This window comes from Mycobacterium sp. GA-1285, from assembly GCF_001499905.1.
GTDB lineage: Bacteria > Actinomycetota > Actinomycetes > Mycobacteriales > Mycobacteriaceae > Mycobacterium.
In genome coordinates this window covers 24010-41884 of record NZ_LQIS01000002.1, presented here as the reverse complement: position 1 = coordinate 41884, position 17875 = coordinate 24010, and the positions used below count along the sequence as shown (strand labels likewise).

Annotated in this window: 19 protein-coding genes and 1 tRNA gene; 8 read left to right on the top strand and 12 right to left on the bottom strand. The window is 68.0% G+C overall.

Annotated features, from left to right (window positions below; genetic code table 11):
• Window positions 1-8: 8 nt before the first annotated feature.
• Complete coding sequence (locus AU193_RS02080) at window positions 9-1148, top strand: acyltransferase (protein WP_064420694.1); 1140 nt, start codon at window positions 9-11, stop codon at window positions 1146-1148.
• A gap of 127 nt (window positions 1149-1275) precedes the next feature.
• On the opposite strand, the gene AU193_RS02075 is transcribed toward AU193_RS02080, so the two are convergent.
• Window positions 1276-2109: a class I SAM-dependent methyltransferase gene (locus AU193_RS02075; RefSeq protein ID WP_371259125.1), complete on the bottom strand. Its 834-nt coding sequence runs from the start codon at window positions 2107-2109 to the stop codon at window positions 1276-1278.
• A 1-nt stretch (window position 2110) separates the two neighbouring features.
• Here AU193_RS02075 and glpK point away from each other — a divergent pair, with 1 nt between their 5' ends.
• Entirely contained in the window at window positions 2111-3688 is a 1578-nt protein-coding gene (gene glpK, locus AU193_RS02070) for a glycerol kinase GlpK (RefSeq protein ID WP_064420693.1), read from the top strand.
• A gap of 59 nt (window positions 3689-3747) precedes the next feature.
• Here glpK and AU193_RS02065 read toward each other — a convergent pair whose 3' ends face one another.
• Window positions 3748-4602 carry an RDD family protein gene (locus AU193_RS02065; protein ID WP_064420692.1) on the bottom strand — a complete coding sequence of 285 codons (855 nt, stop codon included), beginning with the start codon at window positions 4600-4602 and terminating at the stop codon, window positions 3748-3750.
• Window positions 4603-4630: 28 nt separating this feature from the next.
• Here AU193_RS02065 and AU193_RS02060 point away from each other — a divergent pair, with 28 nt between their 5' ends.
• Window positions 4631-5623: a stage II sporulation protein M gene (locus AU193_RS02060; RefSeq protein WP_064420691.1), complete on the top strand. Its 993-nt coding sequence runs from the start codon at window positions 4631-4633 to the stop codon at window positions 5621-5623.
• Here the strand turns inward: AU193_RS02060 and AU193_RS02055 are convergent.
• Genes AU193_RS02055 through AU193_RS02035 form a run of 5 tightly spaced genes read right to left on the bottom strand, consistent with a single transcriptional unit; the run spans window position 5620 to window position 10888 of the window.
• Window positions 5620-6942 (bottom strand): DUF58 domain-containing protein, encoded by a 1323-nt coding sequence (locus AU193_RS02055; RefSeq protein ID WP_064420690.1) that lies wholly within the window; start codon window positions 6940-6942, stop codon window positions 5620-5622. The genes AU193_RS02060 and AU193_RS02055 overlap by 4 nt on opposite strands.
• The gene (locus AU193_RS02050) at window positions 6942-7904 is read right to left on the bottom strand and encodes a MoxR family ATPase (protein WP_064420689.1); all 963 of its coding nucleotides are present in this window, start codon (window positions 7902-7904) and stop codon (window positions 6942-6944) included. The genes AU193_RS02055 and AU193_RS02050 overlap by 1 nt, the downstream gene beginning before the upstream one ends.
• Window positions 7901-9049 (bottom strand): DUF4350 domain-containing protein, encoded by a 1149-nt coding sequence (locus AU193_RS02045; protein ID WP_064420816.1) that lies wholly within the window; start codon window positions 9047-9049, stop codon window positions 7901-7903. The genes AU193_RS02050 and AU193_RS02045 overlap by 4 nt, the downstream gene beginning before the upstream one ends.
• A complete protein-coding gene (locus tag AU193_RS02040; RefSeq protein WP_064420688.1) occupies window positions 9046-9699 on the bottom strand; it encodes a DUF4129 domain-containing protein in 654 nt (217 codons plus the stop codon). The genes AU193_RS02045 and AU193_RS02040 overlap by 4 nt, the downstream gene beginning before the upstream one ends.
• A gap of 1 nt (window position 9700) precedes the next feature.
• Window positions 9701-10888 carry a hypothetical protein gene (locus AU193_RS02035; protein WP_172798189.1) on the bottom strand — a complete coding sequence of 396 codons (1188 nt, stop codon included), beginning with the start codon at window positions 10886-10888 and terminating at the stop codon, window positions 9701-9703.
• Between the two features lie 71 nt (window positions 10889-10959).
• On the opposite strand from AU193_RS02035, the gene AU193_RS02030 reads away from it, so the two are divergent.
• The 3 genes from AU193_RS02030 to AU193_RS23295 are packed head-to-tail and all read left to right on the top strand — an operon-like array spanning window position 10960 to window position 12634.
• Window positions 10960-11424 (top strand): GatB/YqeY domain-containing protein, encoded by a 465-nt coding sequence (locus AU193_RS02030; RefSeq protein ID WP_064420686.1) that lies wholly within the window; start codon window positions 10960-10962, stop codon window positions 11422-11424.
• A 50-nt stretch (window positions 11425-11474) separates the two neighbouring features.
• Window positions 11475-12461: an LLM class F420-dependent oxidoreductase gene (locus AU193_RS02025; protein ID WP_064420685.1), complete on the top strand. Its 987-nt coding sequence runs from the start codon at window positions 11475-11477 to the stop codon at window positions 12459-12461.
• A gap of 11 nt (window positions 12462-12472) precedes the next feature.
• Window positions 12473-12634 (top strand): hypothetical protein, encoded by a 162-nt coding sequence (locus AU193_RS23295; protein WP_164674022.1) that lies wholly within the window; start codon window positions 12473-12475, stop codon window positions 12632-12634.
• Here the strand turns inward: AU193_RS23295 and AU193_RS02020 are convergent, their stop codons facing one another.
• Entirely contained in the window at window positions 12635-13306 is a 672-nt protein-coding gene (locus tag AU193_RS02020) for a hypothetical protein (RefSeq protein ID WP_064420684.1), read from the bottom strand.
• A gap of 124 nt (window positions 13307-13430) precedes the next feature.
• On the opposite strand from AU193_RS02020, the gene AU193_RS02015 reads away from it, so the two are divergent.
• Window positions 13431-14126 carry a HemK2/MTQ2 family protein methyltransferase gene (locus tag AU193_RS02015; RefSeq protein ID WP_064420683.1) on the top strand — a complete coding sequence of 232 codons (696 nt, stop codon included), beginning with the start codon at window positions 13431-13433 and terminating at the stop codon, window positions 14124-14126.
• Entirely contained in the window at window positions 14123-14347 is a 225-nt protein-coding gene (locus tag AU193_RS02010; RefSeq protein WP_064420682.1) for a CDGSH iron-sulfur domain-containing protein, read from the top strand. Before AU193_RS02015 ends, AU193_RS02010 begins: the two co-directional genes overlap by 4 nt.
• On the opposite strand, the gene AU193_RS02005 is transcribed toward AU193_RS02010, so the two are convergent.
• The 4 genes from AU193_RS02005 to AU193_RS01990 all read right to left on the bottom strand — a co-directional run bounded on the left by AU193_RS02005 (window position 14327) and on the right by AU193_RS01990 (window position 17846).
• Window positions 14327-15346, bottom strand: a complete 1020-nt coding sequence (locus tag AU193_RS02005; protein WP_172798187.1) for an iron-containing redox enzyme family protein — start codon at window positions 15344-15346, stop codon at window positions 14327-14329. The two genes, AU193_RS02010 and AU193_RS02005, sit on opposite strands and share 21 nt — an antisense overlap.
• A 93-nt stretch (window positions 15347-15439) precedes the next feature.
• A tRNA-Pro gene (locus tag AU193_RS02000) sits at window positions 15440-15513 on the bottom strand.
• 252 nt (window positions 15514-15765) lie between these two features.
• A complete protein-coding gene (locus AU193_RS01995) occupies window positions 15766-16887 on the bottom strand; it encodes a PLP-dependent cysteine synthase family protein (protein WP_371259124.1) in 1122 nt (373 codons plus the stop codon).
• Window positions 16884-17846: a metallophosphoesterase gene (locus AU193_RS01990; RefSeq protein WP_064420680.1), complete on the bottom strand. Its 963-nt coding sequence runs from the start codon at window positions 17844-17846 to the stop codon at window positions 16884-16886. The genes AU193_RS01995 and AU193_RS01990 overlap by 4 nt, the downstream gene beginning before the upstream one ends.
• Window positions 17847-17875 lie beyond the last annotated feature (29 nt).

The following is a 17875-nucleotide window of genomic DNA, read 5'->3' as shown; positions in this document are numbered from 1 at the left end:
CTGGCCGGGTGGGCTCGACACCGGGCGACCTCGACCAAGGGGGTCTGGAACAGGTCTCGAGGGTCGACCGCGTCCCGGCGCTCACCGGCATCCGAGCGATCGCCGCGCTGCTGGTCATGGCCACCCACGCCGCGTACGGCACCGGCGCCTACAACCGGGGCTACCTCGGGCTGGTGTTCGCTCGCATGGAGATCGGCGTCGCGATCTTCTTCGTGTTGTCGGGATTCCTGTTGTTCAACGGATGGGTGCAGGCGGCCGCGACCGGCACCGCGCCGCCACCGGCACGCCGTTACGCCCGAAATCGCCTGCGGCGCATCATGCCGGCCTACGTGGTGACGGTGTTGCTGGCATACACGCTGTACGAGTTCCGGGCAATTGAACCCAATCCCGGCCACACCTGGCTCGGCCTGGTGCGCAACCTCACGCTCACCCAGATCTACAGCCCGAACTACGTCACGGCCTACATGCATCAGGGGCTGACCCAGATGTGGAGTCTGGCGGTCGAAGTGGCGTTCTACGCGGTGCTGCCCGTGCTGGCCTACCTACTGCTGGTCGTGCTGTGCCGACGCCAGTGGCGCCCCGGTGTGTTGTTGGCCGCGCTGGCCATGCTCGGTGCGTTGAGCCCGCTGTGGCTCGTGGTCATCCACACGACGGACTGGCTGCCCAACGGCGCGGGGTTGTGGCTGCCGCACTACCTGGTGTGGTTCATCGGCGGTATGACGCTCAGCGTGCTGGCGCGCACGGGTTTTCGTTGCTATGGCCTGATCGCGCTGCCGCTCGCGGTGGCGGCATACCTGGTCGTGTCGACACCAATCGCCGGGCGCATCGACACGCCGACGCTCGACCTCGGGCAGGACATCGTCAAGGTGATGTTCTATGCGGCGATCGCGACACTGGTTGTCGCGCCGTTGGCCCTCGGCGACACAGGTTGGTACGCAGGGCTACTCAGCAGCAGACCCATGGTGTGGCTTGGGGAGATCTCCTACGAGATCTTCCTGCTTCACGTGATCGTGATGGAGATCGCGATGGTGTCGGTTCTGCAGTGGCGGGTGTACACCGGTTCGGTGGTCGTGCTGTTCGTCGTGACCCTGATTCTGACGATTCCGGTTGCGTGGCTTCTCCATCGGCTCACCCGCCCGCGGGCCTGACCTGCAACGACCGACGTTTGACACGCGAACAGCGGGGTATCACCCTCCGCATGAGGATGATTGGATCTCTGTTAGCGCGCCATCCGGGTCTGTACGACGTGCTCGATTCCTTCATCGAGTTCAGCTATCAGCGTTGGCCGTTCGGCCGCAACGGATCCGGGGCGCCGCGCTGAGCCACCACGACCTGAGGGCTCAACGGCCCGCCGCGTAGCTCGACCTCGATCCCGGCGCCAGCATACGCGGCCAGCGTCCTCAGCGCCGACGGACTGTAGGAGCGTAGCGAGCTGATGACGCCGTCGTGTGCGAAGGGCAGCACCGGAACAAACGGCAGCATGGTCGCCAGGCGCACGAGATGCAACGGCGACGGAGGCCGCGGCAGGTCGATGATGAGCAGCTTGTCGGCCACCCGGGTGCCTTCGGCGATTGCCTGCGAGGCCGCCGCCGGCGGCAGGTGATGAAACGACAGCGCGAAGACCGCGAGGTCGAACGAGCCGTCGGCAGCGTCGATCGCCGTGGCATCCATTTGGCCAATAGTGGCGCGTGGGTTGGCCCCGAGGTCGCTCGCGGCCATCGCCGCCACGTTCGCCGCGTCCACATCGGTGACGGTCAACCGGGCCGAGGGGTGCCAGTCGAGCAGCTTGCGTGAGAGCGCACCGTGGCCCGCCCCGAGTTCGAGGATCTTCGGGTCCGCGACGTTTTCGACCTCGCCGAGCGTGAATTCGGCGAACCGCTCGGTGGTGCCGAACCATCGGCCCGTCCACTCGAGCGCGCGGATCACGCTGCGTCTGCGTGCGGTGTCGCCCGGCGCGTCGGAGTCACGGTCCAGATACTCGAGCCGATCGGTCTGCAACAGGCGGTCCAGGCAGGATGCGTCGGGCCCGCCGCGCGGCATGCGGTCGATGGTGGATGCGCTCGGTCGTCCGGCTTCAATACCGGCGGGCTTATCGGCCATGTAGTCCATGATGGACGACGAACCGCAGCAAAGAGGGGAGTGCGCATTGGCCGGAAACGCCGAGTTCGTCGCCGCGATCGATCAGGGCACCACGAGTACCCGATGCATGATCTTCGACCACGGCGGCGTCGAAATCGGTCGCCATCAACTCGAGCACGAGCAGATCCTGCCGAAGGCCGGCTGGGTCGAGCACAATCCCGTCGAGATCTGGGAGCGCACCGCCGCGGTGGTCATGTCCGCGCTCAACAAGACGAACCTGTCGGCAACCGACCTCGCCGCGCTCGGCGTCACCAACCAGCGCGAGACGGCGCTGGTGTGGAACAAGCGGACCGGCAGACCGTATTACAACGCGATCGTCTGGCAGGACACCCGCACCGACCGCATCGCCTCGGCACTGGACCGCGACGGACGCGGCGACGTCATCCGCCGCAAGGCCGGCCTTCCCCCGGCGACCTACTTCTCCGCAGGCAAGGTGCAGTGGATCCTCGACAACGTCGACGGTGTACGCCGCGACGCCGAGAACGGTGACGCCCTGTTCGGTACTCCTGACTCCTGGGTGCTGTGGAACCTGACCGGAGGCACCCGCGGCGGGGTTCACGTCACCGACGTCACCAACGCCAGCCGCACCATGATGATGAACCTGGAAACGCTCGACTGGGACGACGAGTTGTTGTCGTTCTTCGACATTCCGCGACAGATGCTGCCCGAGATCAAGCCGTCGTCGTGCCCGGAGTCCTACGGCATCACCCGCGACGACGGGCCCGTTGCCGGCCAGGTGCCGCTGACCGGAGCGCTCGGCGACCAGCAGGCGGCAATGGTCGGACAAGTGTGCCTGAGCGCGGGGGAAGCCAAGAACACTTATGGCACAGGCAATTTCCTGCTGCTGAACACCGGAGAGAAGATCGTCCGGTCGGAGAACGGGTTGCTGACGACGGTGTGCTACCAGTTCGCGCCCAGAGATAAAGGCGACGCGAAACCCGTTTACGCCCTTGAGGGTTCGATCGCGGTCACCGGATCGGCTGTGCAGTGGCTGCGCGACCAGCTCGGCATCATCCGCGACGCCGCGCACAGCGAACCGCTCGCGCGAGAGGTCGACGACAACGGTGGCGTCTACTTCGTGCCGGCGTTCTCCGGACTCTTCGCGCCGTATTGGCGTTCGGACGCCCGCGGAGCGATCGTCGGGCTGTCGCGGTACAACACGAACGCGCACCTCGCTCGCGCCACGCTCGAGGCGATCTGCTACCAGAGCCGCGACGTCGTCGATGCGATGGAGGCCGATTCCGGCGTGCACATGGAGGTCCTCAAGGTCGACGGCGGTATCACCGCCAACGACCTGTGCATGCAGATCCAGGCCGACGTGCTCGGTGTCGACGTGGTCAAGCCCGTCGTCGCCGAGACCACGGCGCTGGGCGCGGCCTACGCCGCCGGGCTGGCGGTCGGGTTCTGGGAGGACGCCGACGACCTGCGCGCCAACTGGCAGGAAGGCAAGCGCTGGACCCCGTCGTGGAGCGACGAGCAGCGCGAGTTCGCTTACGCCGGTTGGCAGAAGGCTGTGCAGCGCACGCTGGACTGGGTCGACGTCGACTGAGCGATTTGTGTGCGTTTTGGAGCGCTCAGCGCAACAAGACGTGCACAAATCCATCCAGGTCAGCCGGGAGGGGTGAAGCCGCCGTTGTCCGGTGACCGCGGAGCCGGCTGCCAGACGGGTCGCCCCTGCCCGGTCCACGGCGACGGTGGCGGTGGTGCGGACGTCGCCTGCAGTCGCGCCAGTTCGCGGCGGTGACGTTCGGCCAGCACCGCGGCGAGCACCAGCTGCGGTGGCGTCCCCGGAGGCGGAGGCGGGGAGATCTGCGCGACGACATCGGCGGTGATCCGGTACGCCATCTGATCCCGCACCGCCGGATGCAATTGCGCTGAGCGGCCGAGGAATTGGCGTGCCAGTTCGGCCTGCTCGGGGCGCAGCCCGGAAAGCTGCAACGACGATGCCCACCACGCCAGCTGTGGCGGCATCGGCGGCGGAGGAGACATCCGGGGCACCCGCTCGCTGATCACGATGGTGCCCGCGAAGATGTCCCCGAGTCGCTTTCCCTTGGCCGACAACAGGCTGCTGATCACCGCCGGACCGCCGGCCAGCATCCAGATCTCGATCACACCGGACAACGCGCGGAAGAACGCCTGCCGGAACCGTTCCGGGCCACCGTCTTCGGAGACCACCCGAAGGCCCATCGCCATCTTTCCCAGCGAACGGCCCCGAGTCGCGGTCTCGAACACGAGCGGATATCCCAGCAGGGCGAGCACGGTGAAGATGATCAGCACCGCCGCCGACAGCGCCGGGTCCAACTCGGTCAACGTCAGGCTGAAGAGCAGGATGCCGATCACATAGAGCAGGAACACGACCGAGATGTCGATCAGCGCGGCGACGGCGCGCACCGGTAGCTGGGCGATCTGGACGTCGAGGACCACCGCGTCGCCGGTGACGACGGGTTCCTGCTGCCAGACCATAAGCGTCAACGCTACTAGGATTCACCACGTGGATGTCGACGCGTTCGTGCTGGCGCACCGTCCGACGTGGGACCGGCTCGAGCACCTGATCAAGCGGCGTCGACAGCTCACCGGTTCCGAAGTCGACGAGCTGGTCGATCTCTATCAGCGCGTGTCGACGCATCTGTCGATCGTGCGCACCGCCAACGCCGATCCGGTGGTCATCGGCCGGCTTTCGGGCCTGGTCGCGCAGGCACGAGCGGCGGTGACGGGTGCCCACGCCCCGCTGTGGCGCGAGTTCGTGCGGTTCTGGACCGTATCGTTCCCCGTCGTCGCCTATCGGTCGCGGTGGTGGTGGCTGAGTACGGCGTTCGCGTTCTTCGCGGTGGCAGCCCTGATCGCGGTGTGGGTTTCGGGCAGTACCGAAGTGCGGGCCATGATCGGCACAGCCGACGAGATCGACCAGATGGTCAACAACGACTTCGCCGCGTACTACAGCGAGCACCCGGCCGCCTCGTTCGCACTGCAGGTTTGGGTGAACAACGCGTGGATTGCGTTGCAGTGCCTCGGTTTTGCGATTCTGCTGGGCATTCCGATTCCCTATGTGGTGTTCCAGAACGCCGCCAATCTCGGAGTGGCCGCGGGTCTGATGTTCGGTGCGGGCAAAGGCGACATTTTCCTTGGTCTGATCACCCCCCACGGGCTGCTCGAACTGACCGCGGTGTTCCTGGCGGCCGGGGCGGGTATGCGGCTCGGCTGGAACGTGATCTCACCGGGCGACCGGCCGCGCGGACAGGTGCTGGCCGAGCAGGGTCGTGCGATCGGCGCGGTGGCGGGCGGGCTGGTGGCGGTTCTGTTGATCTCGGGCCTCATCGAGGCGCTCGTGACGCCGTCGCCGTTACCGACCGCGGTGCGCATCGCGATCGGCGTGGCCGCCGAGATCGCGTTCCTCGCCTACATCTTCCACTTCGGGCGCAAGGCCGACCGGGCCGGCGAGACGGGAGACGTCGAGGACGCGCCCGACGTCGTACCGATCGGCTAGAGCCGGCCGGTGGCCTTGCGCGCCAGGTAGTGGTCGGCCAGGGCGGGCGCCAACTCGTCGGGCGCGGCGTCGACCACATCGACGCCCCGGCGACGCAGCCGAGACGCGATCGCGCGCCGCTCGTTGCGCGCCCGTTCGGCCGCAGCGGCGTCGTAGACCTGCGGGGCGTCGGCGCGGCCGGCGGCTAGCGCCTCGACGCGGGGGTCGGCCACTGCGGCGACAAGCACGGCGTGTTTGGCCGTCAACTGGGCAAGCACGGTCATCAGGCCCTCGTCGAGCGCCGACGCGTTGAGGTCGGTGAGCAGCACCACCAAGGCATGCCTGCGGACGCGGCGTAGCACCGCGGCGACCATCGCGCCCGCATCAGATTCGATCAGCGCGGGCTCGATCGGGGCCATCGCCGCGACCAGCTGCGCGAGCAGCTCGGTACGCGAGGCGTTGAACACCGCGGCCCTGGTGACCCGGTCATGGGCCAGGAAGTCGACGTGGTCGCCGGCCCGCGAGGCCAGCGCGGCCAGCAGTAGCGCGGCGTCCATCGACCAGTCCAGCCGCGGCCACCCCGACGGATCGTTCGAGGTGGGGTCGATGCCGACGCGGCCCGCCGAGGTGCGACCGGTGTCGAGCACGATCACCACACGCTGGTCCCGTTCCGGGCGCCACGTTCTGACCACCACGTCGGCCCGGCGGGCAGAGGCGCGCCAGTCGATCGACCTGACGTCGTCGCCGATCACGTATTCGCGCAGCGAGTCGAACTCGGTGCCCTGCCCGCGGATCAGAACCGGTGTATTGCCTTCCAGTTCACGGAGTTTGGCCAGCCGCGACGGAAGGTGCTTGCGCGACAGGAATGGTGGCAGAATCCGGATGCGCCACGGCACCCGGTGCGAGCTCTGCCGTCCGGCCAGCCCGAGCGGCCCGGTTGCGCGGACCGTGACCAACGACGATTCCTGATCGCCCCGTCGCACCGGCCGTAACGTCGTCTCGATTCGAAGTCGTTGTCCCGCAACCAGGCTCACCGGCTGGAGGCGGGGATGGGCTCGTGCACTCGGCGGCCACGCGTCGCGCACGACGCCCTTGACGCGGCGTCTCCCGGTGTTCTCGACCAGCAGGACGGCCGTGACGTCCTGGCCCAACCGGGCGGTGGTGTCACCGGACCGGGTGAACCGCAGCCGGCGGGTGTTGCCTGCCAGCGCGGCGTCGAGCGCGATCAGCGCGACGAGCGCACCGAGCAGGACGGCGAAGGTGGACGCCGGCCGGGGGGAGACCGCGATCGGCAGGACGCAGACCAAGGCGACCAGCGCGGAGCGTCCGGTGAGGATCACTAGCGTGGCACCGGTACTGCCGCGAGAATTCCGTCGAGCACGCCGTCGGGGGTGGCGCCTTCCAACTCCGCCTCGGGCCGCAGTTGAATGCGGTGACGCAGGGTGGAGCGCGCCATCGCCTTCACGTCGTCGGGGGTGACGTAGTTGCGCCCCGACAGCCAGGCCCACGACTGGGCCGTCGCCAACAGGGCCGTCGCGCCGCGCGGAGACACGCCCAACTGCAGCGAGGGCGAATGCCTTGTCGCGGAACAGATGTCGACGATGTAGCCGAGCACCTCGTCGGCGACCAGAACCTGGCGCACAGCGGCGCGCCCGGCGGCCAGCTCCGCCGCTCCTGCGACGGGTCGCACATCCGACAGGTCCCTGGGGTCGAAGCCGTGCGCGTGCCGATTCAGGATCGAGACCTCCTGCTCCCGTGTCGGCAGCGGCACGGTGAGCTTGAGCAGGAAGCGATCCAGCTGCGCCTCGGGCAGCTGGTAGGTGCCCTCGTACTCGATCGGGTTCTGCGTGGCTGCAACGATGAACGGATCCGGAAGGGGACGCGCGTTGCCCTCCACGCTGACCTGACGTTCCTCCATGGCCTCCAACAGCGCGGCTTGCGTCTTGGGGGGCGTCCGGTTGATCTCGTCGGCCAGAAGCAGGTTCGTGAACACGGGTCCGGACCGGAACTCGAACTCTGCGGTGCGAGCGTCGTAGACCAGTGAGCCGGTGACGTCACCGGGCATCAGATCGGGCGTGAACTGCAGGCGCTTGAAGTCCAACTGCAGCGCCGAGGCCAGCGTGCGCACCAGCAGCGTCTTGGCGACGCCGGGAACTCCCTCGAGGAGAACATGGCCGCGGCACAGCAACGCGATCACCAGTCCGCTGACAACGGCATCCTGCCCGACGACCGCCTTGGCTATCTCGGCGCGCAACGCCAGCAATGCGGTTCGCGCGGAATCGTTTCGGCCTGCCTGAGTCACGAGCGTGCGACCTGCCTTTCGATGTTGTCGAGTGCGCGTGCGAGATTGACCAACTCGGCGTCGTCGCCGGGTGGCGGACCGAACAACGTGTGTGCCACCGCCTGGGGATGGACGCCGCAGTGCGCGGACACCCCCTGGACCACCGCGGTCGGATCGGGGTTGACGCCCAGGCCGAGGCGGGGCTGCATGCGCTGCAGCGCGGCGGCGCGCAAGGCGTCGGCCGCGCTGTCGCGGGCGCGTCGCGAGCGGTAGAGCCGGCCGCGTCCCTCCACGGTCTCGGAGGCCCGCACGACGACGGGCAGGCGTTCGGCGACCAGTGGACCGATGCGGCGGACTTTCCACAGCGCCAGCAGCACTACCACCGCGACCAGTTGCCACAGGATCCAGCCAACGTGCTCGGGGGCGAGGTCGAACAGGGTTGCAGCACCGTCGGATTGGCCCTCGGTGAACTGCGGCGCATACCAGATCATCCGCGGATTCGTGCCTGCGAGGTTCATCGCGAGTGCGGCGTTGCCCGCTTTGAGCAATCCGCGGTTCGTCATGAACCCGGAATCGCCGACCAGCGTGACGTCTCGGCCGTCGGCGCTGTAGCGGACCAATGCCCCGTCGTAACAGCGCGTCAGGTCGATGTCGTCGCCGGATGCTTCGTAGGCGTCGCTCACGCTGAACTGCACGGCCCCGGCGCGGGTGGCCTCCCGGAGGTCACAATCCGGGCGCTCGCCACCGCCGAACGTGGTGGCTGCGCTCACCTTCACCTCGGGCGCCAGGGCGTCACGGGTGCGTGAATTGGGTTGGACGAGCAGGCGATCGGTCGTTAGCGCAGCGAGGCGCTGAAGGACGTCGTCGTCGACGAGGTGGTAGGTCTGCACCACGACCAGAAGGGTGCCGGGCCGGACGGCCGCCTCCACCGCTGCCACGTCGGATGCTTCGACGACATCGACACCGTGTTCGGACAGCAGCGTCATCAGGGCTCGCGCCCCGTCGGGTCCGGTGGAGTCCGGATCCATCCGCCCCCCGGGACGGGGCGCGGTCAGATAGGCGCTGAGAACGGCGAACCCGACGATGACCGCCACAGCCAACACGATCCAGCGCGCCCCGCGCCATCGTGTGCGCAGCGTCGGCTCCACGGCGGTGTCGGTAGTCATCGGATCTCCGCCCACCCGTCGGACGCGGCAGGCGTGACAGCGGTGGAGGCGGCCGCCGCACTCCGAGACCTCACGTGGTCGTCGAGATCGGCGATCAGCCGGTAGGACTTCTCGGTGCCCGGCATTCCGCCGTAGGTGACATCGTTGAAGATCGCTGACGCAGCAGATAATTCGTTCCTTAGATGCGGTAGTTGGCGGCCGGCGTCACGGGCGAGTTCGGTCGCGGTGCGGCTGGGGACCGGGTCGAGCACACCGGTTTCCTCCAGCTGTCGGGCTACGGCCCGCAGCCGGTGCCGGATCGCCGCGGCCCAGTCCGCCGACGCTGCACACTGTTCGGCGGCGGCCCGATGCTGAGCCGCGGTCATATCGTGCTCGCCGAACAACGCCTCGGCGGGGCCACGGCCCGTTCGCATGCTGCGTCGCGCTATCCGGATTGCCACGACCACCGCGACTGCCACGAGGATCAGCAGCACCGTGATCGTCACCCAGCCGCCCGGTATCGACGCACCCTCTGCGGCCAGCCGGTACAACAGATCATCGATCCATTCGCCGACACGGTCGGTCAGGGAAGGCTTGGGATATATCGGCTTTGCGAGCTCACGCTGCGCCGCCTCGTGCGCGGCATCGCTGTCGATGTCTATCGTCGGCACGTCAGGCCCGGCGGGTCAGCCACAGATCGTCGGTGGAGTCGGAGGGGGCGGCGTGACCGGGGCCGGCGCCGGTCTGCAGCACCAGGTCGAAGGCCTCTCTGCGGATGCGGCCGTCGGTGTACTGCAGCGCCACCACACCCGCGCTGAAGGGTGCGGTGATGATCTGGCCGATCGCCCCTCCGACGGACAACAAGACCAAAGCGAACAACGCGGCAGTCGTCGTCGTGGCCGCCATCAGCACGATCTGCCCGCCGAGGCTGAACGGGAACGCGACAGCGCCGGCGACGAGTTGCGCGACGATCACGGCGAGCAGGCGAATGCCCAACACCCGCCAGAAATCTCGTTTGATCAACCCGAACGATCGCTTGACCGCGTCGACGATGCCGAGTCGCTCGAGAACGATGATGACCGGAGCGAACGTCAGCATCGTTCCCAGGTACACCAGCGCCGCAATCAGCGCCAGCACCAACGGGATACCGACAAGCACCGCGGCCGCGCCGCCCGCCGCGACCCCGACTCCGGCGATGGCGCCGACCACCGCGGCGATCAACAGCAGCGCGCCGAGCACCTCCAGAACCGAGAAGCCGATGAGCGCCCAGAGCCGGCCCCGAAGTCGTTGCCACGCTTGTCCGATGGTGATCCCGGAACCGAAGACGGCCCTTCCAACGACGACGGTGAGCAGACCGCTCAGCAGGATCGAGGCCAGTCCGGTCGCGACCGATCCCGCGAGACTCGACAGCACGGTGCTCACCAGGACGCCCGCCGACACGTCCTCCTCACCGTTGAGTGTCGGGATCAGCTGTCCGCCGACGGCGAGCGGACCGATGGACAGGATGAGGGCGATCAGCTGGGTCGCGACCACCACGATGGTCGTCAAACCGAGTGTCGCTTTCGGATTCGCGCGGATGTAACCGACCGCGCCGTTGAAGATGTCCGAAAGTGTCAGGGGGCGCAGGGGGATGACGCCCGGCTTGAGCGCGAGTGGCCCGTAACCCGGCGGTGGTCCGTACCCCGGTGGTCCGTACCCCGGTGGCGGTCCGTACCCCGGTGGTGGCCCGTACCCGGGCGGCGGTCCGTACCCCGGTGGCCCATAACCGGGTGGCGCGTAACCCGGCGGGAGGTAGCCCGGAGGTGGATAACCCGGTGCCGGTGGGCCTGCAGAACCGGACCCGCCGGCGAAGGTGCTCATGGCCACCATCCTGTCGAGGACGGTCCGAATTGACAACGCCGCCGGGCGGTCGAGCGGCGTAGCTTTGCCTCATGGGCGAACTCAAGGAGCGGTTGCGAAACGACCTCACCGCGGCGATGAAATCGCAGGACAAGCTGCGCACCGCCACATTGCGGATGCTGCTCGCCGCGATCACCACAGAAGAGGTCGCGGGCAAACAGTCGCGGGAGCTGACCGACGCCGAGGTGCTGAAGGTGTTGGCGAGGGAGTCCAAGAAGCGCGGCGAATCCGCGGTGATCTACACCCAGAACGGTCGCGGCGACCTGGCCGCCAACGAGCATGCCGAGGCACAGGTCATCGACGAGTACCTGCCGACCCCGCTGACCGAAGCCGAACTGGCCGACGTCGCCGACACCGCGATCGCCCAGGTCGCGGAGGAGATAGGCGAGCGCCCCGGGCCCAAACAGATGGGCCTGGTGATGAAGGCCGCGACCGCGATCGCGGCAGGCAAGGCCGACGGCGCCCGGCTCTCCGCGGCGGTGAAAGCCCGCCTGTAGCGGGCAGGCCACACAGTTTTCGTCGGGTAGGCCTCGGGTACCCCCGCCCCATGACCAGGTTCGGCTACACCCTGATGACCGAGCAGAGCGGGCCAAAAGAGCTTGTCCATTACGCGGTTTCGGCGGAACGCGCGGGGTTCGACTTCGAGGTGTCCTCCGACCACTACTTCCCGTGGCTCGCCGCGCAGGGGCATGCGCCGTATGCGTGGTCGGTACTGGGCGCCGTCGCCCACGTCACCGAACGGGTCGAGCTGTTCACGTACGTCACCTGTCCCACGATGCGCTACCACCCCGCCGTCGTCGCGCAGAAGGCCGCCACCGTGCAGATCCTCGCCGACGGCCGGTTCACGCTGGGCTTGGGCAGCGGTGAGAACCTCAACGAGCACGTCGTCGGCAAACGGTGGCCGACGGTCGGTCGGCGCCAGGACATGCTGCGCGAGGCGATCCAGATCATCCGCGAGCTGTTCACCGGTGACCTCGTCGACTGGAAGGGCGAGTACTTCGAAGTCGACTCGGCGCGGTTGTGGGACGTGCCCGAAACGCCGGTCGCCATCGCCACCGCGGTATCCGGTGAGCGGTCGGTCGAGACGTTCGCGCCGCTGTCGGACCACCTGATCGCCGTCGAACCGAACAAGGACCTCGTCGACGCCTGGCACGACGCCAGGCGCGGCACCGGCCTGCCGGGCCACGTACGCGTCATCGGGCAGATCCCGGTCTGCTGGGACACCGACAAGGACGCCGCGGTGCGCCGCGCACACGACCAGTTCCGGTGGTTCAGCGGTGGGTGGGCGGTCAACTCCGATCTGCCCACCACGGCCGGCTTCGACGGCGCGACGCAGTACGTGCGGCCCGAGGACGTCGCGGAGTCGATCCCGTGTGGGCCGGACCTCGACGCGATCGTCGAAGCCGTCAGCAAGTACTGGGAGGCCGGCTTCACCGACATCGCGCTCGTCCAGATCGGCGACGAGGGCCAGGAGCAGTTTCTCAACGAGGCGGCGGCGCCGCTGCTGGAGAAACTGCGCACCGCAGCCAACTAGAAGGGACCGATATGCCGACCGGAAAAGGCATCTACGACGACGACGACGCCGACGAGCGCGACAAGCGGAAAGCGCAGCGCACGGGACCGAAGGACGAGGGCGGCGACGGCGGCATGGCCACACGCGAGAACGCCCCGGACGTGGCGGAGTCCGGCGGGGAACCTACGGCCTGATCACTCGGCGTCGCGGCCCTGCCTACTGCGCTTGTAAGCCGAGCGCCGGAAGTCGCCGAGCCAGCGCGGGGCCAACTCGACCTCGGGATCGCTGTGGATGGCCGGATCGAACGCGATGTCGTCACAGCTCGGGTCGACGTGACGAAGGGTCAACCGGGCCAGCGGGTGAAACCCTCCCCTGCCCGGCGCCTGTTCGACATTGAATGTGAGCCCGGACGCGTCGATCTGCTTTTCGACCGCGGCGAGCGACAGCCCCGGCGCCTCGATCTTGGTGGCCAGCCGGGCCCGCACCCACCACAGGGCGTCGTGATACCGCAGCGGCATCAGGCTCGAGAATGTCGTCCCGGACCACGACAGCACGGGGGCAAGTCCCACACGTGTCCCCGAGACCGTCGACGCCAGCAGCACGTCCCACGGGCTGCAGGACCGAAGATCCGGCGGCGGCGGAATCCGAAACGCCAGACCGGCGACATCGGGGGCGGCGCCGGGCAGGCCGACACCCTTGGAGACGCGTGCGATGACATCACAGGAATTCATCGGCAGCCCCTCGCCCTCGGGCGCGATGCGTTCGAGGACGCCCTCGGCCATCACTCCTGAGGGATGGAACAGCCGCCTGTCGCGGATGGCGGCGCCGAAGCGGATGGGAAGCGAGAGAATATCGGAGGCTTGCACCCAAGACGAGTGCCCGCGCGGGGTGGCGGCAAAACGAGCGCTGACGTTTCAACCCCTCCGATACCGGGCATTAATTGCGGGCAGTGCTGCACAGCGCAGCAGGAGAACCTGTCGAAAGGCCGTTGTGACAACCGCATACACCGACGTCCGCGGGCCCTTGGTCGCGGATGAGGGCGTCTACGCGCCGCAGGAAGATTCGCAACTGCTCATCGAGGTCATGGACCAGTTGGCACTGGCGCGCGGTCGCCACGTGGTCGACCTGTGCACCGGAAGCGGCGTCGTCGCCATCGGAGCCGCCGAGCAGGGCGCCGCGTCGGTGACCGCCTTCGATATCTGTCAGCGTGCGGTGCGGTGTGCGCGGGCAAACGCGATGGCGTCCGGAGTCGACGTCGATGTGCACCTCGGATCATGGGCGCGCGCAGTCGAATTCGGCCCTTACGATCTGATCGTCTGCAACCCGCCGTATGTGCCGCACGACCCGAGCGCCGAATGCGAGCCGCTCCCGGAATACGTGGGGCCGCCTCGGGCGTGGGATGCCGGATGCGATGGCCGGCTCGTACTCGACCCGCTCTGCGCCACGGTGCCCGATCTTCTCGACCACGGGGGTAGCCTGCTGCTGGTGCAGTCGGAGTTCGCTGATCCGCGACAGACGCTCGGCGCGCTCGCCAGCGCCGGTCTTGACACCGAAATCGTTGCACGGCAATGGATTCCGTTCGGTCCCGTGCTGTCCTCGAGGGCTTTGTGGCTCGAGGAGTGCGGCCGGCTGGAACCGGGCCGCCGCGAAGAGGAGCTGCTGGTGATCCGGGCGGACAAGCCATGAGCGATGCCGAACCGCGCACCGTGCGGGTGGTGCCGAACGGCCCGTTGATGGTTCAGGGGCCGGTGCGCATCGAGATGCCCGACGGCCGGGTCGTCGAGTCGGACCGGTTCATGGTCGCGGTGTGCACCTGCCGGCGCAGCAAGGAGTATCCGTTGTGCGACACCAGCCACCGGCGCCGCAAGCGTGCCGACAAGATCGCGTCAGCTCAGCGGCCTGCGTAGCGACGAGCGGTTCTCGGTCCAGCAGTTCATCAGGTGTGTGGCAAGGCGTCCCTCGACCACGTCCAGCGCTCGCATGCCGAACACGATGTCGCGCTCCAGATGCGGCTCCCTGGCGACGAGGTCGGCGACGACATCGGTGCGGACCACCTGCTCGTGGACGGCATCGGCCACCACGTGCTCCTGGTAGAACGCCACGCAGGCATCGGGAGCGCCCATGCGGCGCAACGCTTCCACCAGCCGTCGCGACCCCGGCGACGAGGTGATCTCCGTCGATGCGAAATGCCCGATCGACGCGCCCCGCAGGTCGCGGTGCAACCCGAACAGCGACATCAGGTTCACCGACGCCAATGCGTCGGCGGCGACGCTGTCGAGGTAGCCGAGGTAGGACGAATCGAGCCCCGCCGCGTCCATCAGCTCCGCGTAGAGGTGTTGGTGCACGTGTTCGCCACGGCCGCCGCCGAACTCGTCGAATTCGACCGCGACGAACGCCGCCTTGGCATGTCCCGCGAGGCGAGGAATCGTCCACGCATGGGGGTCGCCCTCTTTGAGGTGGTACACCGAACGGTGCACGAAGTATTCGAGCATCTGCTCCCAGGTGCCCTTGTCGCGCAGGAAGTATGACGGACCCTCGCCGTCGACCGGTTCGATCGACAGCTTGTCCATCTCGGCTTGAGCGGTTTCGCCCTCGGCGATCTCGCCGACGTCCTGGCTCACCGCGTCGAGAAACGCCTCCTCGAACCGGCCGCGCAGGTGCAACAGCGCGGGGTTCCACTCCCAGCGCGGGCTCACGCCGGCGAAGCCGCGGTAGTGCAGCTCGTAGCAGATGTAGAGGGCGAGCTGAAGGTCGAGACCGTAGGGGTCGGCGTCGAACATCGGCACATCGATCGGACGCAGCGGCAGCGCGGGACGGCCCCGCCGCAGCAGTTCGATGACGGCGGCCGACAACGGTCCGACGGCCTTCGGGAGGGCAGGTTCGACTAGCGTCGACGGCAAAGTCACGCCGTCATCATTACCCGGCATTCGCCCCGGTCAAACACATGTTCGGGCAGGAGAAGCCCGTTGCCAGCCGATCCCGAGTCGATGCCCCACTTGTCGGGGTGGCGGGATTTGAACCCACGACCTCTTCGTCCCGAACGAAGCGCGCTACCAAGCTGCGCCACACCCCGCGTGAAGCCACGACAGCGTATCGCACCGGTGGGCCGCTGAGCCAAACGCATAGAGGCGACGGCGGCTTCCCGGTTTCGCGCGACACGCGCCGGGAAGCAACCAGTTGTCGGTGGTGTTGTCCATCATGTAAGCAATCGACGAAGCGAGGACGAGATGACCGGTCTTGGCGCATCTATCTACCTGGGTTTCTTCGTGCTCGCCGCGGTGTGGCTGTTCCTCACCTCCGACGGCCCGCTGATCGGCGGCGACGATCAGGGCCAGCGCCCCGAGCGTTCGAACTCGGCCAGCACCGAGGAGAACTCCGAGGGTTCCAACCCCTGGCTGGTCAGCCACTCGTCGCAGAAGTAGGTGTCCGCGTAGCGGTCGCCGCTGTCGGCGAGCAGTGTCACCACCGATCCGCTGCGCCCGTCGTCCCTCATCTCGGCCAACAGGCCGAACGCTCCCCACAGGTTCGTCCCGGTCGACGGACCCACCCGCCGGCCCAGCACCGCGCTGGCATGCCGGGCGGCGGCCACCGAGGCGGCGTCCGGCACGACGACCATCCGGTCGACCACGCCCGGCAGGAACGACGGTTCCACCCGCGGTCGACCGATTCCTTCGATGCGCGACGACACACCGGTCACCACATCGTCGCGACCCTGCGCGTAGGACGGGAAGAAGGCCGAATTCTCCGGGTCGACCACACACAGCCGGGTGGCGTAGCGGCGGTAGCGGATGTAGCGGCCGATGGTGGCGCTCGTCCCCCCGGTGCCCGCGCCCACTACGATCCAGTCGGGCACCGGGTGGGCTTCGTCTTGCATCTGCTCGAAGATCGACTCGGCGATGTTGTTGTTGCCGCGCCAGTCGGTGGCCCGCTCGGCGTTGGTGAACTGATCGATGTAGTGCCCGCCGGTGGCTTCGGCCAACCGTTCGGCCTCGGCGTAAACCTGGCTGGACTCCGCGACGAAATGGCAACGGCCGCCTTGGGATTCGATCAGCGCGATCTTGGTGGCACTCGTCGACGACGGCATGACGGCGATGAACGGCAGGCCGAGCATCGCTGCGAAGTACGCCTCCGAGACCGCCGTCGATCCCGACGACGCCTCGATGATCGTGGTGTTCTGGTCGATCCACCCGTTGCACAGCGCGTAGAGGAACAGCGACCGCGCGAGCCGATGCTTGAGGCTGCCGGTGATATGCGTCGTCTCATCCTTGAGATACAGCTGCAGATCGCAGCCGTCGCACCAGGCCGACGGCAACGGATATCGCAACAGGTGGGTGTCGGCGCTGCGACGCGCGTCGGCCTCGATCAGCCGGACGGCGTCGTCGACCCACGCGCGTGGGCTGCTACGAGTTGCTGTGAGGGCCCTGTCGTTCACCGCACCGTCGGTCACCGCACCGCGACGCTCGGATGGGACGTACCCGCCCGAACATCCGCGTCCCGGCCGCCGATCGGCGCCGCGACCAGTGTCAGCAGCGTGGCCTCGGGACGGCAGCAGAACCGCAGCGGGGCGTACGGCGACGTGCCGATGCCGGCTGAGACGTGCAGCTGGGTGTGTGCACCCCAGCGGGAGGGGCCCTTGACCCGCGAACGGTCCAGGCCGCAGTTGGTGACCAGGGCGCCGTAGAACGGCAGGCACAACTGGCCGCCGTGGGTGTGCCCCGCCATCACCAGCTGGTAGCCGTCGGCCGCGAACCGATCCAGGACCCGTGGTTCCGGCGAATGGGTCAACCCCAGTGTGAGGTTGGCCGCCGGGCTGGCCGGACCGGCGACGGTGTCGTAACGGTCCCGGGACAGATGCGGGTCGTCGACGCCGGCGGCGGCGATGAGCTGACCCCGAACCTCCAGCTCACGGCGGGTGTGGGTCAAGTCGAGCCAGCCACGCTCGGTGAATGCCGCCCGCAGGTCCTGCCACGGCAGCGGTTCGCCGTGAATGCGGTGGCCGGGCCGGGTGAGGTAGTTGAGCGGGTTCTTCGGTCGCGGTCCGAAATAGTCGTTGCTGCCGAACACGAAGACGCCGGGGACCGACAGCAACTCCGACAGCGACTGCACCACAGCGGGCACGGCTTTGGGATGCGCGAGGTTGTCGCCGGTGTTGACCACGAGATCGGGCTCCAGGGCGACCAGTTCCCGCAGCCAGGCCTGCTTGCGCCGCTGTCCGGGACGCATGTGGATGTCGCTGATGTGCAGCACCTTCAACGGCGACGATCCGGGCGCCAGCACCGGCATCGTCAGCTCGCGCACCACAAAGGCGTTGCGCTCGATCACCGATGCGTAGCCGACCCCGGCGATCAGCGCGCCGGCGGACGCCGCGGCGGAGTTCTTCAAGATCCTCGTCGAACGGGCGGACATGCTGCAGAGCCTACTGCCAGTGGTGCCGA